Source organism: Lentzea nigeriaca, from assembly GCF_016907955.1.
Taxonomy (GTDB): Bacteria; Actinomycetota; Actinomycetes; order Mycobacteriales; family Pseudonocardiaceae; genus Lentzea; species Lentzea nigeriaca.
On record NZ_JAFBCX010000005.1, the window covers coordinates 589,643 to 615,701 of the forward strand.

Consider the following 26,059-nt stretch of genomic DNA (forward strand, 5'->3'; position numbering starts at 1 on the left):
ACGCCGGCCAGGACACCTTCTGCCTAGGTGTGGCACACCCAGGCAGAAGCCACCCACTGCGCATAACCTCGACCACATGCTCGGCGAGTTCCTGAAAGCCCACCGCGCCCGCGTCAACCCCGAGGACGCGGGCCTGCCCAGCCACACCCAGCGCAAGGTGAAGGGCCTCCGACGAGAAGAGGTCGCCGTCCTGGCAGGGGTGAGCGCCGACTACTACGCGCGCCTCGAACAGGGCCGCGAGACCAACCCGTCAGCCCAGGTCCTGGACGCCCTGAGCCGCGCCCTCAGGCTCGACACCGACGCACGCGCTCACCTGCACCGCCTCGCGGGCGTCGTCGCCGACGAAGGCCACGAGACGCAGGTCGTGAGCCCGGAACTGCGGCAGCTCATCAGCGGCATGCACGACATGCCGGCGTTCGTGATGAACTCGCTGCTCGACATCCTCGCCACGAACGCCCTGGCCGACGCCCTCTACGAGCCGTTCACGCCGGCCGACAACGCCGCCAGGATGACGTTCCTCGACCCGGCCGCCACGAGCTTCTACCCGCGCTGGCACTGGGTCGCCCAGAGCACCGTCGCCCACCTGCGGAAGACAGCCGACCCGAAATCCCAGCGCCTCAAGCAGATGGTGACCGAGCTCAACCAGCACCCGGTCTTCAAGGAGCTGTGGGAACAGCACGACGTGCGCGGCAAGACCCAGGACGCCAAGGACTTCGTGCACCCGGCGGTGGGCCCGCTCACCCTCAACTTCCACTCGTTCGACGTGCGCGAGGCACCCGGCCAGTTCCTCGTGATCTACCAGGCGGAACCGGGCCCGAACGCCGACGCCCTGAAGCTCCTCGCGACCAGCCGGGCCACCCTGCGTGCCGCTTCCGCGGAAACGACGCCGCTGTGGCTGTCGGCGCGAAGCTGAGAATCCCGGTCCTCCGCCAGGAGAACCGGGATTCTGCCGCACCTACAGCCGCACCTTGCCGTCGGCATGGCCGGTGGGGATGGCGAACCACTCGTGCCAGCCGCCGTTGAACTGGGCCCTCGGCGACCAGAACGTCGAGATCACCTGACCGCTCGGTGCCGCGGTGAAGATCTGCGGCTGCCCGTTGATCGTGGTCACGGAGACCGCCGCACCACGGCCGGCGTTGCCGTCCGCGAAGCCGGTCGGGATGGCGAACCACTCGTGCCAGCCGCCGTTGCTCGGGATGTCGGGGGACCAGAACGTCGACATCACGTGACCGTCGGCGCCGACGGTGAAGAGCTGCGAACCGCCGGCCGTCACGGTCGAACCCGGTGCGGTCACGCCGTCGGCGTGGCCCGTCGGGATCGCGAACCACTCGTGCCAGCCACCGTTCGTCGTGATGCTCGCCGACCAGAACGTCGACATCACCCGACGATCAGGAGCGGTCGTGAACAGCTGCGCCTGGCCGTTGATCGTGGTCACCGAGACCGTGGAACCGGCGGCGGTCGTGCCGTCCGCGTAGCCGGTCGGAATGGCGAACCAGGCGTGCCAGCCACCGTTCGTCGTGACGTTCGGCGACCAGAACGTCGACATCACGTGGCCGTCCGCGCCGGTGGTGAAGAGCTGGGTGCCGCCGGCGGTCACCACCGAACCAGGGGCGGTCACCCCGTCGGCGTGACCGGTGGGAATCGCGAACCACTCGTGCCAGCCACCGTTCGTCGTGATGCTGCCCGACCAGAACGTCGAGATCACGTGCCGGTCCGGGGCGGTCGCGAAGAGCTGCACCTGGCCGTTGATGGTCGTGACGGACACGGTTGAGCCGCTCCCGACCCTGCCGTCGGCGTAACCGGTCGGAATGGCGAACCACTCGCGCCAGCCGCCGTTGGTGGGGATGCCGCTGTTCCAGAACGTGGAGATCACCCGCCCGTCGGGAGCCGTGGTGAAGAGCTGCGTCTGGCCGTTGAGCGTCGTCACGGACACCGTGGCGCCGGGCGCAGCCGTGCCGTCCGCGTAGCCGGTGGGGATGGCGAACCAGGCGTGCCAGCCACCGTTCGTGGTGATGTCCGGCGACCAGAACGTCGACATGACGTGACCGTCGGCGCCGATGCCGAAGAGCTGGGTCCCGCCAGCGGTCACCACCGAGCGCAGACCGGCCGTGGCGGGCGGAGCTCCCCACAGCAGGTCGGCGATCTTCACCGCGTCGTTCGCCTCGACGCCGTACTTGTACCGGAGGCTCGAGTGCGGTCGCTGCACGTCCGCGGCCACGTCGCCGATCGGTGCCGTGTTCCAGGAACCGTTGGGGTAGAACTGTTGCATCACGTCCAGGAACTTGTTCGTCGCCTTCACCGGGTTGGTGCGGTCGGCGAAGCTGCCCCAGCTGTCGCGCTGCTGGAACAGCCCGACCGAGTCGAGGTCGCCGCCGTCGACGTTCCTGATGGTGGACTCGACGATGACGGTGGACATGGCGATCGCGGCGGCCCGCTGGTTCAGCCCCCGGTCCTTGACCGCCTGCACCACGGCTCTCGCACAGGACGCGTGGTAGGCGGTCATGTTGTTGCGCATGGTGTTGGTCAGCTGCGGGTTGAGCGCCGCGGCGTTCTGCTGGTCCTGTTGGGACGGTCCTCCGCTCACGCAGGGCAGGGTGTTGACGGAGGCGTTGACGCTCTGGGCGGAGAGTTCGGAGGAGTCGTCGACCGGAGCGGCCGACACGGGTGAGATCGCCAGGAGAATCCCGCTGAGAGCAGCGACAACGGCGACCATCGTGCTGGTTGCACGCATGGCAGAGCCTGCTTTCGAGTGAGAAGGGGCGCGCCGGTCGAGAACCGGCGCGCCCGAGCGGGAATCAGATCCGGACGCGGCCGTTGGAGTGGCCGGTGGGAATCGCGAACCAGTCGTGCCAGCCGCCGTTGGTCGTGATGCTGCCCGACCAGAAGGTGGAGATGACCTGGCCGTCCGGCGCCGCGGTGAAGAGCTGCACCTGGCCGTTGAGCGTCGTCACGGAGACCCCGGAACCCGTGGCGGACTTGCCGTTCGCGTACCCGGTGGGGATGGCGAACCACTCGCGCCAGCCGCCGTTGGTCGGGACGCTCGCGGACCAGAACGTGGAGATCACCTGGCCGTCCGGCGCGGTGGTGAAGAGCTGCGTCTGGCCGTTGAGGGTGGTGACACTGATCCGGGAGTTGGGTGCGGTGGTGCCGTCCGCGTAACCCGTCGGGATGGCGAACCAGGCGTGCCAGCCACCGTTCGTCGTGATGTTCGGCGACCAGTACGTCGACATCACGTGGCCGTCGGCACCCGTGGTGAACAGCTGGGGGCCGCCCGCGGTGATGGTGGCGTTCGGTGCGGTGACGCCGTCGGCGTGGCCCGTTGGGATCACGAACCAGTCGTGCCAGCCACCGTTCGTCGTGATGCTGGGCGACCAGAACGTCGAGATCACGTGCCGGTCCGGAGCCGTGGTGAACAGCTGCGTCTGACCGTTGATCGTGGTCACCGAGACCGTGGAGTTCGGCGCCGTCGTCCCGTCCGCGTAACCCGTCGGGATCGCGAACCACGAGTGCCAGCCACCGTTGTCGGTGATGTTCCCCGACCAGAACGTCGACATGACGTGGCCGTCGGCAGCGGTGGTGAAGAGCTGGGTGCCGCCGGCCGTCACGACCGCACCGGGAGCGGTCACCCCGTTGGCGTGCCCGGTGGGGATCACGAACCAGTCGTGCCAGCCACCGTTCGTCGTGATGCTCGGTGACCAGAACGTCGAGATCACGTGCCGGTCCGGAGCGGTCGTGAACAGCTGCGTCTGACCGTTGATCGTGGTCACCGAGACCGTGGAGTTCGGCGCCGTCGTCCCGTCCGCGTAACCCGTCGGGATCGCGAACCACGAGTGCCAGCCACCGTTGTCCGTGATGTTCCCCGACCAGAACGTCGACATGACGTGGCCGTCAGCACCGATGCCGAAGATCTGGCTGCCACCCGCCGCCGTCACGATCGAACGCATGCCGGCGGGCGCCTGCGGCGCGTCGTCGACGACGTTGTTCGCACGCAGTCCCCGGAAGTTGCCGTTCAGCAGCTTGGTCCGGGTGTACTGGCTGGCGATGGAACCCGGATCGGGACCCTCGATGCCCGTGTACGAGGTCTCCTCGTACACGTTGGCGACGGTGTGACTGGCGTCGGTCCAGCTGACGAACAGGACGATGTGGTTGTAGAAGTCGTCGATCGCGTCGCCGGGCTTGAGCTCGTCCAGGCTGTTCAGCCAGGTGCCGAAGTTCGGCAGCGATTGGGTTGTGTACGAGTTGTTGAGGCCCCACGCCATCGAGACGAAGCCGGAGCAGTCGGTGCGGTAGTTGCCGTACTGGTTCTCGTGGTACTTGAGCTGCGAGTACTTCACGTTCGCGTCGACCCAGCTGCGGGCTCGGGTGAGGACCTCGCTGCGGGTCAGCGTCGCGCTGGCCGTGATGTCTTCCTGCGTGACGGTCATGGACGCCGTGGCGGGCGTCTGGGCCTTCTCGGGCTTCTCCGGTGCCGCCGTCGCGGGCGGCGCCAGCAGCGTCGCCCCGAGTGCCGACACGAGGGCCGCGGCGACGGCTAATCCTCTTGATCTGCGCAGAGCTGTGCTCAGTGAACTCATTTCACTCCCCCAGGCTGATGGTTTGCCTTGCTGGGGAAGACTGTGATCCGTTCACCTGCAAAATCTCTGCAACGGGCTCTGCAGTCGACCTGCAGACGGCTTGCAGGCGGTCTGCAGGGCCGTCGTGCTAGTAGTGGTGTGGCTCGGAATGTTGCCGGGGGAATTTGCGTCAGAAGCCGACGTTCCGACTCGCACCACCAGCAGAGCGTCGCGGCTTGGTTGTGCTGCGTTGAGTCGGGCAGGGGCTGGGCGGTCTGGTGCTCGTCTCCGAAAGCCAGGATGGTCGCGTTCTCATGCACGTCGCTGCCGAGATGGCGGTAGAGAAATGCTGACGCAAACGTTTGCTGATCACCCCAGCTGCTGCCAACCGTGCAGTTGGCAGCCAGGAGAGCGCTGCGACGCGCTACTAGTCAGGCCAGACGGGCGACCGCTTCTCCAGGAACGACGCTCGCCCCTCTTTGGCTGACGGGGACTGCGAAGTCTCGGCCATGACGGCCATCGCGATCTCGTAGGCGTCCGCCTCTGGCCGGTCCAGCTGCGCGTAGAGCGCGAGCTTGCCCGCGGTCTTCGACGCCCGACTGCCCCGCGTGGCCCGCGCCAGCAGTTCGTCCACGGCGGCATCCAGCTCGTCGGCAGGCACAGCCTTGTTGATCAGACCCCACTCCACGGCCGTCGCGGCGTCCACGACGTCACCGGTGAGCGCCATCTCCATCAACCGCTTGCGCCCGATCGACCGCGCCACCGGCACCGCAGGCGTGTGGCAGAACCACCCGGCTTTCCCACCGGGCAGGGCGAAACCGGCGTCCAGCGAGGCCACCGCGAGGTCACACGACGCCACCAGCTGACACCCGGCCGCGGTCGCGAGCCCCTGCACCCGCGCGATCACCACCTGCGGCACGGACTGCATGGTCTTCATCAGCATCGTGCACAGCTCCAGCAGCAGCCGCACACCCTCCTTGTCACGGGCGTGCACGTCCGCGAAGTCGTGCCCAGCCGAGAAAACCGGCCCTTCGGCGGCGAGCACGATGCCGGCCGCGTCCGAAGTGCCCGCCTCGCGGAACGCCTCCAGCAGCTCGGTCAAATGCTCAGCGGACAGCGCGTTGCGCTTCGCCGCACGGTTCATCGTGATCCGGACTACCGAGCCTTCACGCGCAACGTCGACCATGCCGCGAATCTAGGCCTCTAAGCCAAAGACCGCACCTCTCGGATCACGGTCACGATCTCGTCCATGATCTCGGTCAGCTCGTAGTCCTTCGGCGTGAACACCCGCGCCACACCCCGGTCGCGCAGCTTCGCGGCGTCGTCCGGCGGGATGATGCCGCCGACGATCACGGGGATGTCCCCGGCACCGGCGGCACGGAGGCCGTCGACGACCGCGGGCACGACCTCGAGGTGCGAGCCGGACAGGATCGACAGGCCGACGACGTGCACGTCCTCCTGCACGGCCGCGGACACGATCTGCGCCGGCGTGAGGCGGATGCCCTGGTAGACGACCTCGAAGCCGACGTCGCGGGCGCGCACGGCGACCTGCTCGGCGCCGTTGGAGTGGCCGTCGAGGCCCGGCTTGCCGACCAGCATGCGCAGGCGCTCACCGATCTCCTCGCCGGTCGCGCGGACGCGGTCGCGCACACGGGCGATCTCGGAGCCGGCCTCGCCCGAGGCCGAAGCGCCGGAAACGCCTGTGGGGGCACGGTATTCGCCGAACGTCTCGCGCAAAGCCTGCGACCATTCACCTGTCGTCACGCCGGCGCGCGCACAGGCCAGCGTCACCTCGACGAGGTTCTGGTCGGTCTTCGCGGCCTCGCGCAACGCGTCCAAAGCCTCCGCGACAGCAGCGTTGTCGCGGTTGGCACGCCACTGCTGGATCGCCTCGACGGCGTGCATCTCGACGACCGGGTCGATGGTCTCGATCGCGTTGGCGCCCTCAGCCTGCAGCGGTGACGGCTCGGTGGTGTCGAACTTGTTGACACCGACGACGATTTCCTCGCCCGACTCGACGCGGCGGCGGCGGTCGGCCAGCGACGACACCAGTTGCGACTTCATGTAGCCGGACTCGACGGCCGCGACGGCGCCGCCCATCGCCTGCACGCGGTCGATCTCCTCGCGGGCGCCGCGCAGGATCTCGTTCACCTTCGCCTCGATCACCGGCGAGCCGTCGAAGATGTCCTCGTACTCCAGCAAATCCGTCTCGTAGGCAAGGACCTGCTGCATGCGCAGGGCCCACTGCTGGTCCCACGGGCGTGGCAGGCCCAAAGCCTCGTTCCACGCGGGGAGCTGGATCGCGCGGGCACGAGCGTTGCGGGACAGGGAAACCGCGAGCATCTCCAGCACGATGCGCTGGACGTTGTTCTCCGGCTGCGCTTCCGTGAGTCCCAGCGAGTTGACCTGCACGCCGTAGCGGAACCGGCGGTGCTTCGGGTTCTCGACGCCGTAGCGTTCCAGCGTGATCTCGTCCCACAGCTGGGCGAACGCGCGCATCTTGCACATCTCTTCGATGAACCGCACACCGGCGTTCACGAAGAAGGAGATGCGGGCGACGACGTCACCGAACTTCTCCTGCGGCACCTGACCGGAGTCGCGCACGGAGTCGAGAACCGCGATCGCCGTGCACATCGCGTACGCGACCTCCTGCGCCGGCGTCGCGCCGACCTCCTGGAGGTGGTAGCTGCAGATGTTGATCGGGTTCCACTTCGGCACGTTCGACACGGTCCACGCGACCATGTCGGTGATCAGCCGCAGCGACGGTCCCGGCGGGAACACGTAGGTGCCGCGGGACAGGTACTCCTTGATGATGTCGTTCTGCGTGGTGCCGGCGAGCGCTGACGGGTCCGCGCCCTGCTCCTCCGCCACGGTGACGTACAGCGCGAGCAGCCACATGGCCGTCGCGTTGATCGTCATCGACGTGTTGGCGTCGCCGAGCGGGATCTGGTCGAAGAGCTGCCGCATGTCGCCGATGTGGCTGATCGGCACACCGACCTTGCCGACCTCGCCCTTCGCGAGCTCGTCGTCGGGGTCGTAGCCGGTCTGCGTCGGCAGGTCGAACGCCACCGACAGGCCGGTCTGCCCCTTGGCCAGGTTCCGGCGGTAGAGCGCGTTGGACGCCGCGGCCGAGGAGTGACCCGCGTACGTGCGCATCACCCAGGGGCGGTCGCGTTCACGGTCAGCTGGGTACGGCACAGCAACCTCCAAACAGCGTCGTTCTCCGGAGCGTACTGGTCAGTAACCACTGCCGCGCGTGCGATTGCTCACTGAATCGTGACCACAAGAGGATGATGAAGGCGTGACGGCGATCTACCAGTCAGTGGTCGTGTTCGGCGTGATCGGACTGCTGGCTCTGGCGTTGAGGTACTTCGTGGGCAACGACAGACGGCCCGTACCGGATCTGGACGGCACGGACTTCGGGTTGCTGAGCGAGGTCGCGCTCGTACCCACGGAGGAAGCCGCGAACGTGCTGGTGCGGAAGCTGAAGGCGAACGGGGTGCGGGCCACGCGTTCGCGAAACGCCCCTTACCGGGTGATGGTGTTCCCGGCGGACGTCGCGAACGCGCGGCTGGTGCTCAGGAGCTGACGCGCTCCACGTCAGCGCCCAGCTTGCGGAGGTTTTCCACGAACCCAGGGTAACCGCGCTCGATGTGGAAGATCTCGTAGACCTCGGTGGCCCCGTCCGCGCACAGACCGGCGAGCACGAGGCCCGCACCAGCGCGAATGTCCGAAGCCCACACCGGTGCGCTGGACAGCTGCTCGACTCCGCGGATCACGGCGTGGTGACCGTCCGTGCGCGCGTCGGCCCCGAGCCTGATCATCTCGTCGATGAACCGGAAGCGCGCCTCGAACAGGTTCTCGGTGATCATCGAGGTGCCCTCGGCGACCGCGGACAGCGCGATTGCGAACGGCTGGTTGTCCGTGGCGAAACCGGGGTACGGCAGCGTCACGAAGTCGACGGCCTTAGGACGGCCGTCCATGACGACGCGGAAGCCCTCGTCCTTGCCCTCGTAGACGGTCACCTCGGCGCCCGCCATGCGCAGCTTCTCGAGCACCAGGTCGAGGTGGTGCGGGTTCACGCCGCGCACCCGCACGTCGCCGCGCGTCATGGCGGCGGCGAAGCCCCACGTGGCACCGACGATCCGGTCGCCGATCACGCGGTGCTCGGTCGGCTCGAGCTCCTTGACGCCGTGGACGGTGAGCGTGGACGTGCCCGCACCCTCGATCCTGGCGCCCATCTGGGTCAGCATCAGGCAGAGGTCGACGATCTCCGGCTCGCGCGCGGCGTTGTCGATGACCGTCGTGCCGTTGGCCAGAACGGCCGCCATCAGGATGTTCTCGGTGGCGCCCATGCTCGGGAAGTCGAGCCAGATCTGCGCGCCGTGCAGCCCCTCGGCCTCGGCGACGATGCAGCCGTGCTCGATCCACGTCTTGGCGCCGAGCTTCTCCAGACCGCTCTGGTGCATGTCGAGCGGCCGCGAGCCGATCGCGTCACCACCCGGCAGCGCGACGACCGCGCGCTTGCAGCGGCCGACCAGCGGCCCCAGCACGCAGATCGACGCCCGCAGCTTGCCCATCGCCTCGGAGTCGGCGTGGTAGCTGAGCTCCGCAGGGGTCGTGATCCTCGCCACGTCACCTTCGAGCTCGACCTCGCACCCGAGGCTGCGCAGCGCGTCGGCCATCAGCGGAACGTCGAGGATGTCCGGGCAGTTGGTGAGAGTCGTTGTGCCCTCGGCGAGCAGAGCAGCGGCCATCAGCTTGAGGACGCTGTTCTTCGCGCCGACGACATCAACCTCGCCGACCAGACGTGCGCCACCGTGTACCCGGAAATGCTCGCTCACGCGGCAATCCTACGTACCTGCCCGAAGCACTAGTCACTCAGCATGCGCTGCAACAGATCCCTCAGTTGACGACGATCAGCGGTGCCCAGCGAGGCGAGCGGCTCGGCGGCGAACTGCAGTGCGGCCTGAAACTCCCGCGCCAGCCGCCGCCCTTCCTCCGTCGCGACGATGTACTTCACCCGCCGGTCCTGCTCACCGGGCCGCCGCTCGACCAGCCCGCGCGCCTGCAGCCGGTCGATGATCCCGGTGACGTTGGACCGCTCCGACCCGAGCTTGTCGGCGATCCAGTGCATCGGCTGCGGTTCGTCCAGCGCCACCAGCACCTTCGCCTGCACGGACGTCAGCTCCTGCGCGGCCGCCGCCTGCTCGTACTCCTTCTTGTAGCGCTCGACGATCCGGGCGATGAGCGACACGACCTCCGAGCTGACCTTGTCCATGACGGGATCATAGTTGACGTCATGAACTATTTCGAGGCATAGTAGTTCATGTCAATAACTATTATGGACATGAACTGAGGAGCCCACCATGGTCGTTCTCGTCACCGGCACGTCGTCCGGCATCGGCCTCGCCATCGCCGTCCAGGCAGCTGAGGCCGGCCACCAGGTGGTGGCCACCATGCGCGACACCTCCCGTGCGGACGCCCTGCGCGCCGCGGCCCCGGACATCGACATCCGGCAGCTCGACGTGACCGACAGCGACTCCATCACCGCCGCGGTCGACGGCGTGATCCGCGACTACGGCCGCCTCGACGCCGTGGTCAACAACGCCGGCGCCGGCCACGTGGGCACCGTCGAGACCGACTCGGTCGGCAACTTCCGCAAGGTCATGGAGACCAACTTCTTCGGCGTCGTCCAGGTCAGCAAGGCCGCGATGCCCCACCTCCGCGCCTCGCGAGGCCGTCTGATCACCGTCACGAGCATCGGCGGCGTGGTCGGTCAGCCGTTCAACGAGGCCTACTGCGCGGCCAAGTTCGCGGTCGAGGGCATGATGGAGAGCCTCGCGCCCATCGCCGCCGCCCACGGCGTCTCCGTCACCGTCGTCGAGCCAGGCGCGGTCGCGAGCGAGTTCGTCACCAACGTGGGCGTGGACGTCGACAAGATCTTCGACGCGGTCGGGCCGTACGCGCCCCAGATGAAGAGCTACCTCGCCCGCACGGGCACGGCCTTCTCCAGCGCGCAGACGTCCGACGAGGCCGCCGCCGTCGTGCTGACCACCCTCGCCGGCGAGCGCACGCCGTTCCGCGTGCAGACCTCGGAGCGGGCGGAACAGGTCGTCGGCCTGAAGCTGGCCGACCTGGACGGCTCGGCCGTGCAGGCGATGACCAGGGCGTGGATCTCCTAGTGCCGCACTAAAGTGCCGTTCATGGCGGTGCATCTCACGAAGATCTACACGCGGGTCGGCGACGACGGCACGACCGGACTAGGCGACTTCTCCCGCGTGCCCAAGACCTCGCCTCGCATCGAGGCGTACGCGGACGTCGACGAGACCAACGCGGCTCTCGGTGTCGCTCTCGCGCTCGGTCAGCTCGCAGAGGACGTCCATGACGTCGTGCGCAAGGTGCAGAACGACCTCTTCGACGTCGGAGCGGACCTGTGCACGCCGATCGTGCCGGACCCCAAGTACCCGCCGCTGCGCATCACCCAGGCCTACGTCGACCGCCTGGAGGGGTACTGCGACACGTTCAACGAGCGGCTGGGCAAGCTCGACTCGTTCATCCTGAACGGCGGCACGCCCGGCGCGGCCCTGCTGCACCAGGCGCGCACGATCGCGCGCAGGGCCGAGCGCCGTGCGTGGGCGTTGATCGAGGCCGACGCCGAGCAGACGAACGTGCTCACGGCGAAGTACCTGAACCGGCTCTCCGACCTGCTCTTCATCCTGGCCCGCGTGGCGAACCCGGACGGCGACGTGCTCTGGCAGCCCGGAGGCAATGCCTAGGAAGCCCAGGGAATGCTGCGGCCCGGAGGCGCTGACTCCAACCAGGACAGGAATCCTGTCAGCGCGTCCGGGCCCATCGCGATCTCGATCTCCCCCGAACCGACCCGGCACCGCAGCACCGTCGCACCGGCCGGCATGGCGTACGCCTCCGGCCCAGTCGGCTCGCGGCGTGCGTCGATCTCGAGCCCGTCTCTGGAAATCAGCTGGTTCGGACCGGACCCGAGCGAGAGCACGCGGAACCAGGCGAACTTGTCGCCCCGGTAGTGCCCCACGCCCAGATGCCAGCCACGGCCGCGATCGTCGAACTGGCTGCGCAGGGCGACGTGCACGCCACCCTCACGAAGCAACCGGATACGTCGCCAGGCGAAGTAGGCGATGACGACCGCCACCCCAAGAAGGATCAGTCCGGCAATCTCGGTGATCCCCACGGCTGCGCCCTCGCGCCCGGTCTCAGGCCGACTGTTCCACGGCCCGCACGCGCGCTGCCGCACGTGCGCGCTCGGCGTCATCGGCGTCCTGCAGTGCCGACCGCGCCGCGTCCACGTCGATCTCGCCCGCGAGCTCGGCGTCCTCGGCGAGAATCGAGACGCCGGTGCCGGTCACGGAGAGGAAGCCACCATGCACGGCGGCGGTGACGAGGCCACCGTCCGTCGTGCGGACACGCACCACACCACCCTCTACGAGCTGACCGAGAACGGGCTCGTGACCGGGCAGGATGCCGATCTCGCCCTCGGTGGTCTGCGCCGATACAGAAGTGGCCTTGCCGGACCACAGGCGGCGTTCAACGGCGACCAGTTCAACGGTCATCTCGGCCACGCGTATCTCCCTCGTCGTCTGGAGTCGAACTGAGTCTAAACGGTCGCCTGACAACCTTGCCGCCCCGCCCGGTGTCAGTACCCACGACAACCGCCGAAGGGGGGACATGCAGGACTTCGAGGACTTCGTGGCGTTGCGTTCGCAGGCATTGCTGCGCACCGCTTACCTGCTGTGCGGCGGTGACAGAGACGCCGCCGAGGACATTCTGCAGGACGTCCTGATGAGCATGTACGGCAAGTGGCGGCGCATCAGGACCTCTCCGGAGGCCTATGCGCGCACCGCGCTGGCCAACGCCGCGGCCAACCGCTGGCGACGGCGTTCCCGCAAGCCGGAGGCACCGCTGGAACTGGGGGCGGTGCCTACGTCGCGCGGGCACGAACAGCAGGTCGTGGACGCGGACAGCGTAGTGCGCGCGTTGGCCGAGCTGCCGAAGAAGATGCGCGCGGTCCTGGTGCTGCGGTTCTTCGACGACCTCAGCGAGGCCGAGACCGCCCGCACGCTCGGTTGCGGCATCGGCACGGTGAAGAGCCAGACCTCGCGCGGGCTCGCCCGCATGCGGGAGCTGATGGGTGAGCAGGTGCTGACGTGGAACTGAAGGAAGCGCTCGAGGCCGCGACGGCAGACCTGGACGTGCGGCCGGGATTCGTGGGGGACGTGATGGCCGGTGCGCGACGACGACACACGCGCAAACTGCTCGCAATCACTGCGGCGGTCGCCTTGCTCGCAGGCGTGACAACGGGCGTGATGCTGACCCGCTCGTCCACCGAACCGTTCACGGCCGGGGACGCGCGCCTCACCGCGGCGACGACCGGTGATCTGGCAGACCGCGGCGACGTCATCGAACAGGCGCTCAGCGTGTGGAACGGGAAGCGTCCGGTACCCGTGACGGACGTCTCATCGGACGCGCACGTGTTCTGGACGGCGAACACACCGGACGGCCCTGCCGCGCTGATCGCGCAGTCGGTCCGGGTGAAGGCGTCGGCTGAACCACAGACCCTCGTGGGCCTGGTGCACGGGGCCGACGTGGTCGACCAGGAGGTCGTCTACCGGGGCGCGCGCGAGCAGGGCATCTACCGCATCGGCGACGGCGAGGCGACGTACGTGGTGCTGGGCCTCGGGGAGCGGGTCTTCTGGTCGGCGAACCCGACGCGTGGACCGGACCTCAGGTACTCGCGCGCGTGGCAGGAGGCCGAACTCCACGGCGGGGTGGCCGTCGTGCGCGCCAAGCCCGAGGAAACACCGGTCTTCCTGCGCACGACCATCGTGCCCGCCGCCGACGACTTCACGCGCGTCGGTGAACGAATCGCTCCCCGCCAGGAGATCGAGCAGGCGCCGCCGCGCACCGGCCTCGGCTGGTCGAGCGTCATGTGGGCGACGTCCAGGCAGGAACCCGGCAAGCCGGGACAGAGCCAGGACAAGCTGGTCTCCGAGGACCTCCGCAGACGCGGCTACATGGACTACGGCCATCCGTTGGTGCTGTGGGAGGTGCGCGCCTGGCTCCCGGACGGCCGGTACGCCGTGGTCACGGAGACGAACGGGGAGCTGATCGGGGCTCTCTACCAGGCGGACGGCACGTTCGACCGCGTGGTGCCCGGCGGCCCCGCGGTGAGAGGCAGACCGGTGCCGGTGCGGCTCGTGTTGCCGGACGGTCAGGGCACGATCATCGCCGACCGCAACGCGTTGCTGGGGCCGGAGGAGCGGGAGGGCGCGTGGCTGGCACCTCCCGGCACCACCCAGGTGACCATCTGGCGCTCAGGCGACCAGGAGGTCGTGCCGCTTTAGTGGTACGACTCGGAACGTTGGCGAGGTAAGTCACGCTCAGCAGGGCACGGTCGCGCTCTCATGCACGTCGCTGCCGAGATGGCGGTAGAGAAATGCCGACGCAAACGTTTGCTGATCACCCCGACTGCTGCCAACCGCGCAGTCGGCAGCCATGAGAGCGCGATCTTCATGATCGAAGCGCGGCTGGGCCTGCCAGCATCACTCTCACATCCCAAGAGATAGCTGCGACACGCAGCTAGCCACCGTGCCAGGACCGCCAGAGCGTCGCGTACGTGCCGTCTCTGGCGACCAGGTCGTCGTGGGACCCCAGCTCCACGACGCGGCCCGCGTCGACGACCGCGATCCGGTCGGCGTCCCGCGCGGTCTGCAGCCGGTGCGCGATCGCGATCACCGTGCGACTCTCCCGCACGGCCGCGATCGCACGCTCGGCGTGCCTGGCCGTGGCCGGGTCCAGCGACGATGTCGCCTCGTCCAGCACCAGCGTGTGCGGATCGGCGACCTCCACCCGTGCGAGCGCGAGTTGTTGTGCCTGCGCGGGATCCAGCTCCGCGCCGCCCGCGCCCAGCATGGTGTCCAGCCCGTCCGGCAGCTCGTCGAACCACCGCGCGTCCACGGTCCGCAGCGCTTCGACCAGCCGCTCGTCCGGCGCGTCCTGGGCGGCCATCGCCAGGTTCTCCCTCAGCGTCCCGATGAACACGTGATGTTCTTGCGTCACAAGCACAATCTGCTGCTCACCCGCAGCCACGAGATCCGCGACCGGCACTCCGCCCACGAGCACCGAACCCTCCGCGGGCCGGTCAACCCCCGCGATCAGCCTGCCCAGCGTCGACTTGCCCGCACCGGACACACCCACGATCGCGAGCCGTTCTCCCGGCTGCACAACGAGATCCACACCGTGCAGAACCTCATGGCCGTCCACATAGGAGTAACGAACACCGCGCACCTCGATGCGATCGTCGGCAGGCGTCTCCACCTCCGGCGGAGGTTCCGCGTTGGCCCCGATCCCCTCGATCCGCGCGAACGACGCGCCGCCGCGCTGCAGGAACTCGACCCACATCAGAATGCGGTCCATCGGTTCGACGAGCCGCCACGCCCACAGCGCGCCCGTGACGACGGCTTCGATGCCGACACCGTCGGCCGCGTACGCCAAACCGCCCGCCAGCAGCACCAGCACGGTCGGCAGGGTGTTCACGAAGGAGCCAATGGGAAACAGGACGTTCCGCAGCCGCAACGTCCGCATCCGCGCCCAGTACAGGCGATCGATGGTGTCGTCGGCAGCGGCCACCATCCGGTCGCGCAGCCCGTAGGTCTCGATCGTCCGGCTGCCCTCGCCGACGGCAGCGGAAATCTCCGCCACGTCACCGTTCGCCTCGCTCTCCGCGAGGTACGCGGCGCGCGCACGGGCCAGGTACCAGCGAGTCACCCACGCGACGAACGGCAGCCCGACGAACGCCACCAGCCCGAGCAGTGGGTCCAGCAGGAACATCGCCACGAACACCACGACGATGTGCACGACTCCGGTGAACACCTCGGGCACGCTGTCCCGCAACGCCTGCCCGACCGTGCCGACGTCGCTCGTGACCCGCGTGAGCAGGTCGCCGGTGCTCAGCCGGTCCACGACCCGTGCCGGCAGGGCCAGCGTCCGCGTCACGGCCTCTTCCCGCAGCGAGGCAAGGAACCGCTCGCCGAGGCGTGCCGTCTGCAGGTTGCTGTACCGCACCAGCAACAGGTGCGCCACGGCCGCGCCGAGCACCCCGAGCGCCATCAGGTCCACAGTGGACAGGGTCAGTCCACCGCTCCCCACCCCGCCCACGATCTTGCCGAGCAGATACGGCCCGACGAGACCGGACAACGCCGACAGCACCGTGAGCGCGAGAACGACGACCAGCGCCCGCCGTTCGTCGCGCAGCAACCGCACGGCCGCCCGCCGCACCTCACGCCGGTCCGCGATGGGCAACCGGTTCATCGGCTTTCCTCCAGGTGCACGGTCTGGTCCGCCTGCCCGATCCACAACGGCGACGACGACACGACCACGGTGGTCCGCCCGAGCCGCGCTTGTTTCACGCGCCGCGCGACGGCCGCCTCGGTGACCGCGTCGAGCGCCGACGTGGGCTCGACGAGCACCAGCAGGTCCGGTTCGCTGAGCAACGCCCGCACGAGCCTGAGCCGCTGTCGCTGACCGCCGGAAACGTTGCGCCCCTTGGACTCCAGGTGCGAGTCGAGCCCGTCCGGCAACGCCTCCACGACATCGCCGGCGGCCGCCGCCCAGATGGCCTGATCCAGTTCGTCGTCGTCGTGTTCGGCCACCGACACCGCCTCGCGCAACGGACCGGCGAACAGATAGTCGTCGTTGTCCGCAACGACTCCCGGCAGCCGATCCACCGCTTCCCGTGCCAGCGCGGCGTTGGCGGAGACCACCACGGTCAATGCCCCGCTCTTCACGTCCAGCACAGGCGCGTCGTCACTGCTCTCGTCCGGCCGCAGCCGCAGAATCCCGATCACCCGCCCCGCCGACACCAACGCCCGCGGAATGGCGTCCGCACCCTCCATGAAGAAGCTGACCGGCACGATCAACGTCGTGACGTACAGGTAGACCGCGAGCATCTCCTCGACCGAGATCGCGCCGGCCACCGCCATCCGCGCCACGATCCACGTGACCACCGCCAGGAACAGCGCAGGCAACCCCCACGTCAACGCCTGCACCCAACTCAGCCACGCCGCCACCCGATAGCCGTCACGCAACACCTCACTCGACTTGGCCTCAAAGCGTCGCGCGAACGCCGGCTTGCCGCCGATCCCGGACAACACCCGCAACCCGGCCACGATGTCCCCTGCCCGCGAGCTCAACTCCCCGAGGCTGCGCCGATAACCGGCCTCCACGGCGTGCAGCCGCCGCATCACGGGCCCGGTGACCGCCGCCAGCACCGGCACACCGAGCAACACAACCACCGCGAGAAGCACCGAAATCCGCACCAGCAACACAGCCGTGGCCACATAGGCGATCACGGCCCCCACGCCAGGCCCAGTGCTCGTGAGCGCATGCGCGATCCGCGCGGTGTCACCGTTCTGCAGATACGTCAGCTCACCCGTGGACAACTTCCGCCGCACCACACCGCCAAGCCGCGTGACGCGCCGAACCACAACCTGCGCCGTCCTGAGCGCGGCGTCGGTACGAACCAACGTCATCGTGCGATGCCGAGCCAGCCCGACAAGAGCCAGCACCCCAGCCACCACAACCAACGACAGGCTCCACCACACCAGCCCCGCACGATCCTCAGCCCGAAGCGCCTTGACCGCCTGCGAAATGAGATAGGGCGGCACAATCAGCCCGCACATCCACAACGACCCCCACCACGCCCCGGCAAGCACCCGCCAGCGCTGCATCCTCACCAGCCACCACAGGTACCGCCAGGGCGATCGGGTGTCAGGGGTGCCCGGATCGTCGTAAGGCGCGTGTCGGGACATGACCCGACTGTGCCATCACGCGCCGTGCGGCACGACCGTTTTAGCGCGCGCCAACAGCGGCGGCGACCACCCAAGGCACCCCGCTGGAAGGCGGCCCGCCCGCATTGGCGACACCTCCGCTGGAACCGGCACACCAACGCAAACCGAACCACCACAAGCCCAAAAAGCCCAAAGGGCCGTCCCTCCACATAGGAGAGACGGCCCTGAGAGAAGCCAGACCTAGCTCAGTTACCAGCCAGCTTCTTGGCGTTGGCCTCGACGTCGTCCAACCCGCCGCAGGAGAAGAACGCCTGCTCGGGGTAGTGGTCGAACTCGCCCTTGCAGACGCGGTCGAACGCCTCGACGGTCTCCTTGATCGGAACGAACGACCCCTTCTGACCGGTGAACTTCTCCGCGACGAAGAAGTTCTGGCCGAGGAAGCGCTCGAGACGACGCGCACGACCGACGAGGACCTTGTCCTCCTCGGACAGCTCGTCCATACCGAGGATGGCGATGATGTCCTGCAGCTCCTTGTACTTCTGCAGGATCCGCTTCACCTCCTGGGCCACCCGGTAGTGCTCGTCGCCCACGATCGACGGCTCGAGGATTCGAGACGACGACGACAGCGGGTCGACGGCCGGGTAGATGCCCTTCTGGGAGATCGGACGGGAAAGCTCCGTCGTCGCGTCCAGGTGGGCGAAGGTGGTCGCCGGAGCGGGGTCGGTGTAGTCGTCCGCGGGCACGTAGATGGCCTGCAGCGAGGTGATCGACTTACCGCGCGTCGAGGTGATGCGCTCCTGGAGCTCACCCATCTCGTCGGCCAGCGTCGGCTGGTAACCCACGGCGGAAGGCATGCGGCCCAGCAGGGTCGACACCTCGGAACCAGCCTGGGTGAAGCGGAAGATGTTGTCGATGAAGAGCAGCACGTCCTGGTTCTGCACGTCGCGGAAGTACTCCGCCATCGTCAGAGCGGACAGGGCGACGCGCATACGCGTGCCCGGCGGCTCGTCCATCTGACCGAAGACGAGGGCGGTGTCCTGAAGGACCTCCATCTCCTCCATCTCCAGCAGCAGGTCGGTGCCCTCACGGGTGCGCTCACCGACGCCGGCGAAGACCGAGGTACCGGAGAACTCGCGCGCGATACGCGTGATCATCTCCTGGATCAGAACGGTCTTGCCGACACCCGCGCCGCCGAACAGGCCGATCTTGCCGCCCTTGACGTACGGGGTGAGCAGGTCGATGACCTTGATGCCGGTCTCGAGGATCTCGGTCTTGCCCTCGAGCTGGTCGAACGACGGAGCCTTGCGGTGGATGCCCCACTGCTCGCCGTCGCGGCCGAGGCCCGGCTGGTCGAGGCAGTCACCGAGGGCGTTGAAGACGTGGCCCTTGACGACGTCGCCGACCGGCACCGAGATCGCGGCGCCGGTGTCGGTCACGGTGGCACCGCGAACCAGACCGTCGGTCGGCTGCATCGAGATGGTGCGGACGAGGTTGTCGCCGAGGTGCTGCGCGACCTCGAGGGTCAGCGTCTTGGCGACGGCCTCGAACGTGATCTCCACGTTCAGGGCGTTGAACAGCTCCGGCACGGCGTCGCGCGGGAACTCCACGTCGACGACCGCACCGATCACCCGGACCACACGGCCGGTGCGGGTGGTGGTGGCAGTAGCACTCATGTCACTCATCACTTCCTGCGCCACCGGTAAGCGCGGCAGCGCCACCGACGATCTCGCTGATCTCCTGGGTGATCTGGGCCTGACGGGCCGAGTTCGCCGCCCGGCTGAGGTTCCGGACCAGCTCCGTCGCGTTGTCCGTCGCGGCCTTCATGGCCGTACGACGGGCAGCCGACTCCGAAGCCGCCGCCTCCAGCATGGCGGAGAACAGCCGAGTCTTCACGTACTTGGGCAGCATGGCACCCAGCAACGCCTCGGCGCTCGGCTCGAAGTCGTACACCGCGCGCGGGCCCTTGGGGGCCTCACCCGTGTACTCGACCTCCATCGGCGCGATCCGCCTGGCGGCCGGCGTCTGGCTGAGCATGGACTTGAACTCGGTGTACACGACGTGGATCTCGTCCACGCCCTGCGCGCCGTTCTCCGTGCCCTCCAGGAACGCCTGCACCAGCGCGTCACCGGCCTCGACGGCGTTGACGTAGTGCGGGGTCTGCGAGAACCCGCTCCACGCGGCCGTGATCTCGCGGCGGCGGAACTGGTAGTAGCCCTGGCCCTTGCGGCCGGTCACGTACAGCACCGGCTCCTTGCCCTCGGACCGGAGCAGCTGCAGCAGCTGCTCGGCGGCCTTGAGGACGTTGGCGTTGTAACCGCCGCACATGCCCTTGTCGCTCGTGATCACCAGCACCGCGGCGCGCTTCGGGTTCTGGCGCTCCGTCAGCAGCGGGTGGTCGAGGTTCGCCGAGGCCTCGGCCAACGCGGAGAGCACGTTCGTGATCTCGTCCGCGTACGGCCGGGAGGCCGCGACCCTGGTCTGCGCCTTCGCGAGGCGAGACGTCGCGATGAGCTCGTAGGCCTTCGTGATCTTCTTGGTCGAGTTGACCGTTCGGATCCGCTGGCGGAGCTCCCGAATCTGTGCGCCCATGGCTCAGATCACTTCTTGGCCGGCTCGGGCTTGTGCAGCTTCACCGACTCCTGCGCGACCTTGTCGGCGTCCATGGCCTTCTCCGGGGCCTCGTTCACGATCGTCGTGCCGTCCGAAGCGGTGAACTGCTTCTTGAACTCGGCGATCGCGGCGACCACGCGGCTCTGCGCGTCGTCGGAGAAGACCTTGGTCTCGACGATGCCGCCGAGCACGTCCGCGTGGTTGCGGCGCAGCGAGTCCTTGAACTCGGCGACGAACCGGCGGATGTCGCCGACGGGGACGTCGTCCAGGTGACCCTTGGTCGCGGCGAAGATCTCGACGACCTGCTCCTCGACGGGCACCGGGGAGTACTGACCCTGCTTGAGCAGCTCGACCAGACGGGCACCGCGGTCCAGCTGGGCGCGCGAGGCGGCGTCGAGGTCGGACGCGAACGCGGAGAAGGCCTCAAGCTCGCGGAACTGCGACAGGTCGAGACGCAGCGAGCCCGCGACCGCCTTCATCGCCTTGATCTGCGCGGCACCACCGACGCGGGACACGGAGATACCCACGTTGACGGCCGGGCGGACACCGGCGTTGAACAGGTCGGACTCGAGGAAGCACTGACCGTCGGTGATCGAGATGACGTTGGTCGGGATGTACGCCGACACGTCGTTCGCCTTGGTCTCGATGATCGGGAGACCCGTCATCGAGCCGCCGCCCATCTCGTCCGACAGCTTCGCGCAACGCTCGAGGAGACGCGAGTGCAAGTAGAAGACGTCGCCGGGGTACGCCTCGCGGCCCGGCGGGCGGCGCAGCAGCAGCGAGATCGCGCGGTACGCCTCGGCCTGCTTGGTCAGGTCGTCGAAGATGATCAGGACGTGCTTGCCCTGGTACATCCAGTGCTGGCCGATGGCGGAGCCGGTGTACGGCGCCAGCCACTTGAAGCCGGCGGAGTCGGAGGCTGGGGCGGCGACGATCGTCGTGTACTCGAGCGCGCCCGCCTCCTCCAGCGCGGCCTTGACACCCGCGATGGTGGAGCCCTTCTGGCCGATGGCGACGTAGACGCAGCGGACCTGCTGCTTGGGGTCGCCCGACTCCCAGGCCTTCTTCTGGTTGATGATCGTGTCGATGCAGACCGCGGTCTTGCCGGTCTTGCGGTCACCGATGATCAGCTGACGCTGACCGCGACCGATCGGGGTCATCGCGTCGATGGCCTTGATGCCGGTCTGCATCGGCTCGGACACCGGCTGACGCTGCAGCACGGTGGCCGCCTGCAGCTCCAGGGCGCGGTTGTCGTCGGCGACGATGTCACCGAGGCCGTCGATCGGCTGGCCCAGCGGGTTGACGACGCGGCCGAGGAAGCCGTCGCCGACCGGCACCGACAGAACCTTGCCCGTGCGGCGGACCTCCTGGCCTTCTTCGATCTTGTCGAAGTCACCGAGGATGACCGCACCGATCTCGCGGACCTCGAGGTTCAGGGCGACGCCGAGGACGCCACCGGGGAACTCGAGCAGCTCGTTGGTCATCGTGCCCGGAAGGCCCTCGACGATGGCGATGCCGTCGTAGGTCTCGGAGACGACACCAACCTCTTCCCGGCTGACCTCCGGGGAGTAGCTCGAGACGTACTTCTCGATCGCACTGCGGATCTCGTCCGACGAGATCGTCAGCTCCGCCATGTCGTTCCTGCTCTCACTTCTTCGTTCTTGGGAAAGGGCTCGGGGGCTAGCTGGCGAGATTGCGGCGCAGTGCCGCCAACCGGCCGGCGATGCTTCCGTCGATGATCTCGTCGCCGATCTTGATCGTGAGGCCGCCGGCCAGGGCCGGGTCGACCTCGACGTGCAGCGCGATCGGGCGCGAGTAGATCGTGGTCAGCGTCGCGGTCAAGCGGTCGATCTGCTCCGCGGTCAGCTCCACCGCGGACCGGACGTGCGCGACGGAACGCTGACGGCGCTTGGCCGCCAGGTCGGCGAGCTCGGAGAGCCCGTCCGCGACGCGCATCCCGCGCGGGTGGCGAACCAGCTGGTCCACCAGCGTCTTGGTGACCGGGCTGACCTTTCCCTCGATCAGGGAGTCGACCAGCGCGACCTTGCCATCCACGGACCCGGCCGGGTCGGCGAGCAGGAGCTCGAGCTCGTGCGAGCCGGCGACGATGCGGCCGAGCCGGAACAGCTCGTCCTCCGTCGAGTCGAGCTGGCCTTCGCGCTCGGCACGCACCAGCAGCGCGGTACGGGCGAGCGACTCGACACCGTCGACGAGCTCACGCGGGCTGGACCAGCGCGCGGTCACGACGGCGACCAGCACCTGCAGAGTTCCGTCGCTCACCTTGCCTGCGAACAGGCCGCGGACGAGCTGCTCGCGACCCGCGGGCTCCGACGAGGCGTCCGCGAGCGCGCGACGCAGCGCCGGCTGCTCGATCAGCAGGCCGAGCACGGCGAAGAGCTCCTCGCCGAGCTTGGCGAGGTCGTCCGAAGCCAGAATCGAATCATTCTGGGTGGCGTCGGCCAGCTCCAGCAGCCGCAGTTCCGCGGCTGCCAGAGCTTCACGACTTGCGGCATGCAACGTCATCGGCAGCCTCTACTTGTTGGCGGGCGCCGCGACGGCGTCCAGCTCGTTGAGGAAGCGGTCGACGGTGCCGCGGCGGCGGGCCTCGTCCTCGAGGGACTCGCCCACGACCTTGCTCGCCAGCTCGACGGCGGTGCGGCCGAGGTCGGCACGCAGCTCGGCGACGATCTGAGCGCGCTGCGCGTCCAGCTGGTGCTGGCCCTGCGCGACGATGCGGGCGGACTCGGCCTGCGCCTGCTCGCGCAGCTCCTCGATGATCTGCAGGCCCTCGGCCCGCGCGTCGTCGCGGATGCGCGCGGCCTCGGCGCGAGCCTCTGCCAGCTGCTCCTTGTACTGCTCGAGCGTGCGCTGAGCCTCGGCCTGGGCCTGCTCCGCCTTCTCGATGCCGCCCTCGATCTTGGCCGTCCGCTCCGCGTACAGCGCCTCGAACCTCGGCGACACGAACTTCTTGATGACGAAGAAGAGGAGCAGGAACGCGACGAGACCGAGAATGACCTCAGCGAGCTGCGGAACGACGGGGTTGTGTCCCTCCGCGGCCAGGATCAGGGTGCGGTTCACGACGTCTCCTAACGCGATGAAGGGTTAGGTCAGGCGCCGGCGGTCGCGATGAAGTACACGACGAAGCCGATCAGCGCGAGGACCTCGACGATGGCGAAGGTGGTCCACGCGAGACCGAGCAGGACGCCACGGGCCTCGGGCTGGCGGGCGGTGCCGCTGATCACCGAGGAGAAGATCAGACCCACGCCGATGCCCGGGCCGATCGCCGCGAGGCCGTAGCCGATGGCGGCAAGACCGGGGTTGATGTTCCCGTTGAAGGCGGTCTGGGCGATCTGGAGAGCGCTCACTGTTGCTGTTCCCTTTCCAACTCGGTCCGCGAGTGTTCGCGGATCGGAGGCTTTGTGCTGTTACTCAGTGCTCTTCTGCCAGCGCCATGCCGATGTAGCTGGCAGACAGCAGCGCGAAGATGTAGGCCTGCAGGCACATGATCAGTGCCTCCAGGAAGGTCAGCGCGAGGGCGAAGGCGAAGGACACCGGCGCCACGATGACGGTCAGACCGCCGTTAAGCAGCAGGAACTCACCAGCCAGGGTGAACACCAGCAGCAGCAGGTGACCCGCGAACATGGCGGCGAAAACTCGGATCGCCAGCGTGAGCGGGTTCAGGATGAACTTCTGGAAGAACTCGATCGGGATCAGCAGCGGGAGCACGAACCACGGCGCGCCCGGCGGAACCGTCTGGTGCTTCAAGTAGCCCACAAAGCCGTGCCGCTTAAACCCGACGAAGTGGTACACCGGGTAAACGACGAGCAACGAAACGGCGAGCGGGAAGCCGATGTGCGACATCGTGGGGAACTGGACGAGCGGGATGAGCCCGAACAGGTTGTTCACCAGGACGAAGCAGAAGATCGTGAGGATCAGCGGGATGAACGGCTTGAAGTCCTTGGCGCCGATCTGCTCCCTGGCGATGTTGTTGCGCCCGAAGTCGTAAACCGACTCGGCGGCGAACTGGAACTTGCCGGGGATCAGCTTCATGTTGCGGCTGGCCGCGAGGAAGAAGGCGCCGATGATCACGATCGACAGCACCAGCAGGACCATCGGCTTCGTGACACCGGGGACGATGTCGGGGAGGAAGAAGTCCGCAACTCCTGGGGCGACGAACTTGTCACCCTCAGCCAGCACCATCGTGGTCACTGTGTTCCTTCCGGTTCTCCCGGCCGGCGTTCACTCCGCCGGGGGAATCGTCACGATCTGGACTTAACGTACCTTACGGTTCGCAAGCGACTACCAGAGGCACCCCTGCGATCGGGTGTCCCTGGTCTGTGCGGACCATATCAGCAGGTCTCAGGGGCCATCCGAGGCGGGCACCACCATCTGGCTGCGGCTCCGCTTGGAAGCTCTGGCCTCCAGGAACGAAGTCACCAACACCGTCGCCACCAGGGTGATTCCGAGTGCCTTGGGTTCAAGCCACGGCTGGTTCCGCAACAAGATCACCGCGAGTAGCAGCACGATCAACTTGCCCATGAATCCGCCGAGTGCGGCGACCATCACGAACATGGGATCGAGCGCCGCGGTTTTGCGCATCAACAACAGCGTCGCGAGGCTCGAAGCGATGGCAATCGCACCACCGATCAATGATCCGAAGAGACCAGCGGTCCCCCAGATCACAGTTGACACGACGACGCCGAGGACAAACGTGCCGAGCGCGGCCCACGCGGCCGCGCGGAACATTTCCCCGGCGAGCCGCTGGACGGTCAGCTCGTGCGTGACGGCCCTGGCTGCATCGTTGGTGCCGCTCATGTCCCGAAGTCTAGGAAGTCCCTCGTGAACGCTTGCATCCGCCCCGGCGTTAACGGCAGTTAAGCGGGCCCAAACAAGATGAACGCCGTTTACGGCTTGCGCGGGTCCCGCAGCCTCGGGATCACCGAAACCACGAACGTCACGATCAACCCGATGACGAAGCAGGTGCCCACGATGATCGGATCGAACAACGTCAGCGCCACCGCACCGAACGCGAGCACACCGGCCCACAAGTAGATGAGCAGCACCGCGCGCCGTTGCGAGTGGCCGATCTCCAGCAACCGGTGGTGCAAGTGCATCTTGTCCGGCGAGAACGGGCTTTCCCCTCGCCGCGTACGGCGGATGATCGCCATCAGCAGGTCGAGCAGTGGCACGAAGAGCACGGCGGCGACGACGATCAGCGGCGAGAGCAGACCGAGCAGGTCGGCGGCGCTGCCCGTGGCCTGGTTGATCTTCCCGGACGCGCTGGTCGTGGCGGCGGCGAGCATGAGGCCGATGAGCATCGAGCCCGAGTCGCCCATGAAGATGCGCGCGGGGTTGAAGTTGTGCGGCAGGAAGCCCAGGCACGCCCCGGCGAGCGCGGCGGCGATCAGCGCGGGCGGGTAGGCCTCGACGGCGCCCTGCCGTTCGACGAGCAGACCGATCGAGAACGCACACGTGGCCGCGGCAGCGATGAGCCCGATGCCGGCGGCCAGCCCGTCGAGCCCGTCGACGAAGTTCATCGCGTTGATCATCGTGACCGCGAGCAGCACCGTGAGCAGCGCGCCCTGGTTCTGGTCGAGACTGATGGTCGCGCCACCGTCCCACGGCACCCACGCGATCATCCACTGCAGACCGAACAACACCAGGATGCCCGCCGCCGTCACCTGACCGGCGAGCTTCGTCAGCGAGTCGAGCTCGAACCTGTCGTCGATCGCACCCACGAGCACGATGACGCCACCCGCGACGATGACCCCCCACGGGTCGTTGGAGAAGTCGAACGCGGCCCGCAGCACCGGCAGTTGATGCGCCACGAACATGCCGCACAGCACGCCGCCGTAGATGGCGACACCACCCATGCGAGGCATCGGCTGCACGTGCACGTCACGCTGCCGCGGATAAGCCACCGCCCCGAGCCGGAACGCCATGGCGCGCACCAGACCCACGAGCAGGAACGTCACCACGGCAGCAATCAACGCGACGAGCAGGTACTCGCGCACAGGCAGGACGAACGAGGATGCGGGCCCCACGGGCCTACCAATCAATCGGGAGCAGTTCGGG

25 protein-coding genes are annotated in these 26,059 nt (G+C 68.0%); 6 read left to right on the plus strand and 19 right to left on the minus strand.

Annotation, left to right across the window (positions count from 1 at the left end; genetic code table 11):
• Positions 1-76 precede the first annotated feature (76 nt).
• A complete protein-coding gene (locus tag JOD27_RS20970) occupies positions 77-913 on the plus strand; it encodes a helix-turn-helix transcriptional regulator (RefSeq protein WP_204763911.1) in 837 nt (278 codons plus the stop codon).
• A gap of 42 nt (positions 914-955) precedes the next feature.
• On the opposite strand, the gene JOD27_RS20975 is transcribed toward JOD27_RS20970, so the two are convergent.
• From JOD27_RS20975 to JOD27_RS20990, 4 genes are all read right to left on the minus strand, one after another.
• A complete protein-coding gene (locus JOD27_RS20975; protein WP_204763912.1) occupies positions 956-2,731 on the minus strand; it encodes a PLL family lectin in 1,776 nt (591 codons plus the stop codon).
• Between the two features lie 64 nt (positions 2,732-2,795).
• Positions 2,796-4,574, minus strand: coding sequence for a PLL family lectin (locus tag JOD27_RS20980; RefSeq protein ID WP_204763913.1), 1,779 nt, complete (start codon positions 4,572-4,574; stop codon positions 2,796-2,798).
• A 406-nt stretch (positions 4,575-4,980) separates the two neighbouring features.
• A complete protein-coding gene (locus JOD27_RS20985; protein ID WP_204763914.1) occupies positions 4,981-5,739 on the minus strand; it encodes an enoyl-CoA hydratase-related protein in 759 nt (252 codons plus the stop codon).
• Between the two features lie 17 nt (positions 5,740-5,756).
• Positions 5,757-7,751 carry an ethylmalonyl-CoA mutase gene (locus JOD27_RS20990; protein ID WP_204763915.1) on the minus strand — a complete coding sequence of 665 codons (1,995 nt, stop codon included), beginning with the start codon at positions 7,749-7,751 and terminating at the stop codon, positions 5,757-5,759.
• Positions 7,752-7,854: 103 nt separating this feature from the next.
• Here JOD27_RS20990 and JOD27_RS20995 point away from each other — a divergent pair, with 103 nt between their 5' ends.
• Positions 7,855-8,142 (plus strand): hypothetical protein, encoded by a 288-nt coding sequence (locus tag JOD27_RS20995; RefSeq protein ID WP_204763916.1) that lies wholly within the window; start codon positions 7,855-7,857, stop codon positions 8,140-8,142.
• Here the strand turns inward: JOD27_RS20995 and murA are convergent.
• Positions 8,132-9,397: a UDP-N-acetylglucosamine 1-carboxyvinyltransferase gene (gene murA / locus JOD27_RS21000; RefSeq protein ID WP_204763917.1), complete on the minus strand. Its 1,266-nt coding sequence runs from the start codon at positions 9,395-9,397 to the stop codon at positions 8,132-8,134. The two genes, JOD27_RS20995 and murA, sit on opposite strands and share 11 nt — an antisense overlap.
• A 29-nt stretch (positions 9,398-9,426) precedes the next feature.
• Complete coding sequence (locus JOD27_RS21005) at positions 9,427-9,834, minus strand: MarR family winged helix-turn-helix transcriptional regulator (RefSeq protein WP_204763918.1); 408 nt, start codon at positions 9,832-9,834, stop codon at positions 9,427-9,429.
• Positions 9,835-9,922: 88 nt separating this feature from the next.
• On the opposite strand from JOD27_RS21005, the gene JOD27_RS21010 reads away from it, so the two are divergent.
• Both JOD27_RS21010 and JOD27_RS21015 read left to right on the plus strand, forming a co-directional pair.
• A complete protein-coding gene (locus JOD27_RS21010; RefSeq protein ID WP_204763919.1) occupies positions 9,923-10,738 on the plus strand; it encodes an SDR family oxidoreductase in 816 nt (271 codons plus the stop codon).
• A 21-nt stretch (positions 10,739-10,759) separates the two neighbouring features.
• Positions 10,760-11,332, plus strand: a complete 573-nt coding sequence (locus JOD27_RS21015; protein WP_204763920.1) for a cob(I)yrinic acid a,c-diamide adenosyltransferase — start codon at positions 10,760-10,762, stop codon at positions 11,330-11,332.
• Here the strand turns inward: JOD27_RS21015 and JOD27_RS21020 are convergent.
• Both JOD27_RS21020 and JOD27_RS21025 read right to left on the minus strand, forming a co-directional pair.
• A complete protein-coding gene (locus tag JOD27_RS21020; protein ID WP_204763921.1) occupies positions 11,329-11,760 on the minus strand; it encodes a DUF2550 domain-containing protein in 432 nt (143 codons plus the stop codon). The genes JOD27_RS21015 and JOD27_RS21020 overlap by 4 nt on opposite strands.
• Positions 11,761-11,782: 22 nt before the next feature.
• Complete coding sequence (locus JOD27_RS21025) at positions 11,783-12,148, minus strand: F0F1 ATP synthase subunit epsilon (RefSeq protein WP_204763922.1); 366 nt, start codon at positions 12,146-12,148, stop codon at positions 11,783-11,785.
• A gap of 106 nt (positions 12,149-12,254) precedes the next feature.
• On the opposite strand from JOD27_RS21025, the gene JOD27_RS21030 reads away from it, so the two are divergent.
• Entirely contained in the window at positions 12,255-12,743 is a 489-nt protein-coding gene (locus JOD27_RS21030; protein WP_204763923.1) for a SigE family RNA polymerase sigma factor, read from the plus strand.
• Positions 12,734-13,930, plus strand: coding sequence for a hypothetical protein (locus tag JOD27_RS21035; protein ID WP_204763924.1), 1,197 nt, complete (start codon positions 12,734-12,736; stop codon positions 13,928-13,930). Before JOD27_RS21030 ends, JOD27_RS21035 begins: the two co-directional genes overlap by 10 nt.
• A gap of 235 nt (positions 13,931-14,165) precedes the next feature.
• On the opposite strand, the gene JOD27_RS21040 is transcribed toward JOD27_RS21035, so the two are convergent.
• From JOD27_RS21040 to JOD27_RS21090, 11 genes are all read right to left on the minus strand, one after another.
• Positions 14,166-15,896: an ABC transporter ATP-binding protein gene (locus JOD27_RS21040; RefSeq protein ID WP_204763925.1), complete on the minus strand. Its 1,731-nt coding sequence runs from the start codon at positions 15,894-15,896 to the stop codon at positions 14,166-14,168.
• On the minus strand, positions 15,893-17,395 hold the full coding sequence (locus JOD27_RS21045; protein ID WP_204763926.1) for an ABC transporter transmembrane domain-containing protein: 1,503 nt from the start codon (positions 17,393-17,395) through the stop codon (positions 15,893-15,895). The genes JOD27_RS21040 and JOD27_RS21045 overlap by 4 nt, the downstream gene beginning before the upstream one ends.
• Positions 17,396-17,619: 224 nt before the next feature.
• Positions 17,620-19,056, minus strand: coding sequence for a F0F1 ATP synthase subunit beta (gene atpD, locus JOD27_RS21050; protein WP_204763927.1), 1,437 nt, complete (start codon positions 19,054-19,056; stop codon positions 17,620-17,622).
• A complete protein-coding gene (locus JOD27_RS21055) occupies positions 19,049-19,963 on the minus strand; it encodes a F0F1 ATP synthase subunit gamma (protein WP_204763928.1) in 915 nt (304 codons plus the stop codon). The genes atpD and JOD27_RS21055 overlap by 8 nt, the downstream gene beginning before the upstream one ends.
• A gap of 8 nt (positions 19,964-19,971) precedes the next feature.
• On the minus strand, positions 19,972-21,618 hold the full coding sequence (gene atpA, locus JOD27_RS21060) for a F0F1 ATP synthase subunit alpha (RefSeq protein WP_204763929.1): 1,647 nt from the start codon (positions 21,616-21,618) through the stop codon (positions 19,972-19,974).
• 46 nt (positions 21,619-21,664) lie between these two features.
• On the minus strand, positions 21,665-22,513 hold the full coding sequence (locus JOD27_RS21065) for a F0F1 ATP synthase subunit delta (protein ID WP_204764033.1): 849 nt from the start codon (positions 22,511-22,513) through the stop codon (positions 21,665-21,667).
• 3 nt (positions 22,514-22,516) lie between these two features.
• Entirely contained in the window at positions 22,517-23,062 is a 546-nt protein-coding gene (locus JOD27_RS21070; protein WP_307830237.1) for a F0F1 ATP synthase subunit B, read from the minus strand.
• Positions 23,063-23,091: 29 nt separating this feature from the next.
• A complete protein-coding gene (locus JOD27_RS21075) occupies positions 23,092-23,349 on the minus strand; it encodes an ATP synthase subunit C-like protein (RefSeq protein WP_307830238.1) in 258 nt (85 codons plus the stop codon).
• Between the two features lie 64 nt (positions 23,350-23,413).
• Positions 23,414-24,193, minus strand: a complete 780-nt coding sequence (atpB, locus tag JOD27_RS21080) for a F0F1 ATP synthase subunit A (RefSeq protein WP_204763930.1) — start codon at positions 24,191-24,193, stop codon at positions 23,414-23,416.
• Positions 24,194-24,343: 150 nt separating this feature from the next.
• Positions 24,344-24,799 (minus strand): Cg1360 family ATP-synthase-associated protein, encoded by a 456-nt coding sequence (locus JOD27_RS21085; RefSeq protein WP_204763931.1) that lies wholly within the window; start codon positions 24,797-24,799, stop codon positions 24,344-24,346.
• Positions 24,800-24,888: 89 nt separating this feature from the next.
• The gene (locus tag JOD27_RS21090; RefSeq protein WP_204763932.1) at positions 24,889-26,028 is read right to left on the minus strand and encodes a glycosyltransferase family 4 protein; all 1,140 of its coding nucleotides are present in this window, start codon (positions 26,026-26,028) and stop codon (positions 24,889-24,891) included.
• Positions 26,029-26,059: the final 31 nt, after the last annotated feature.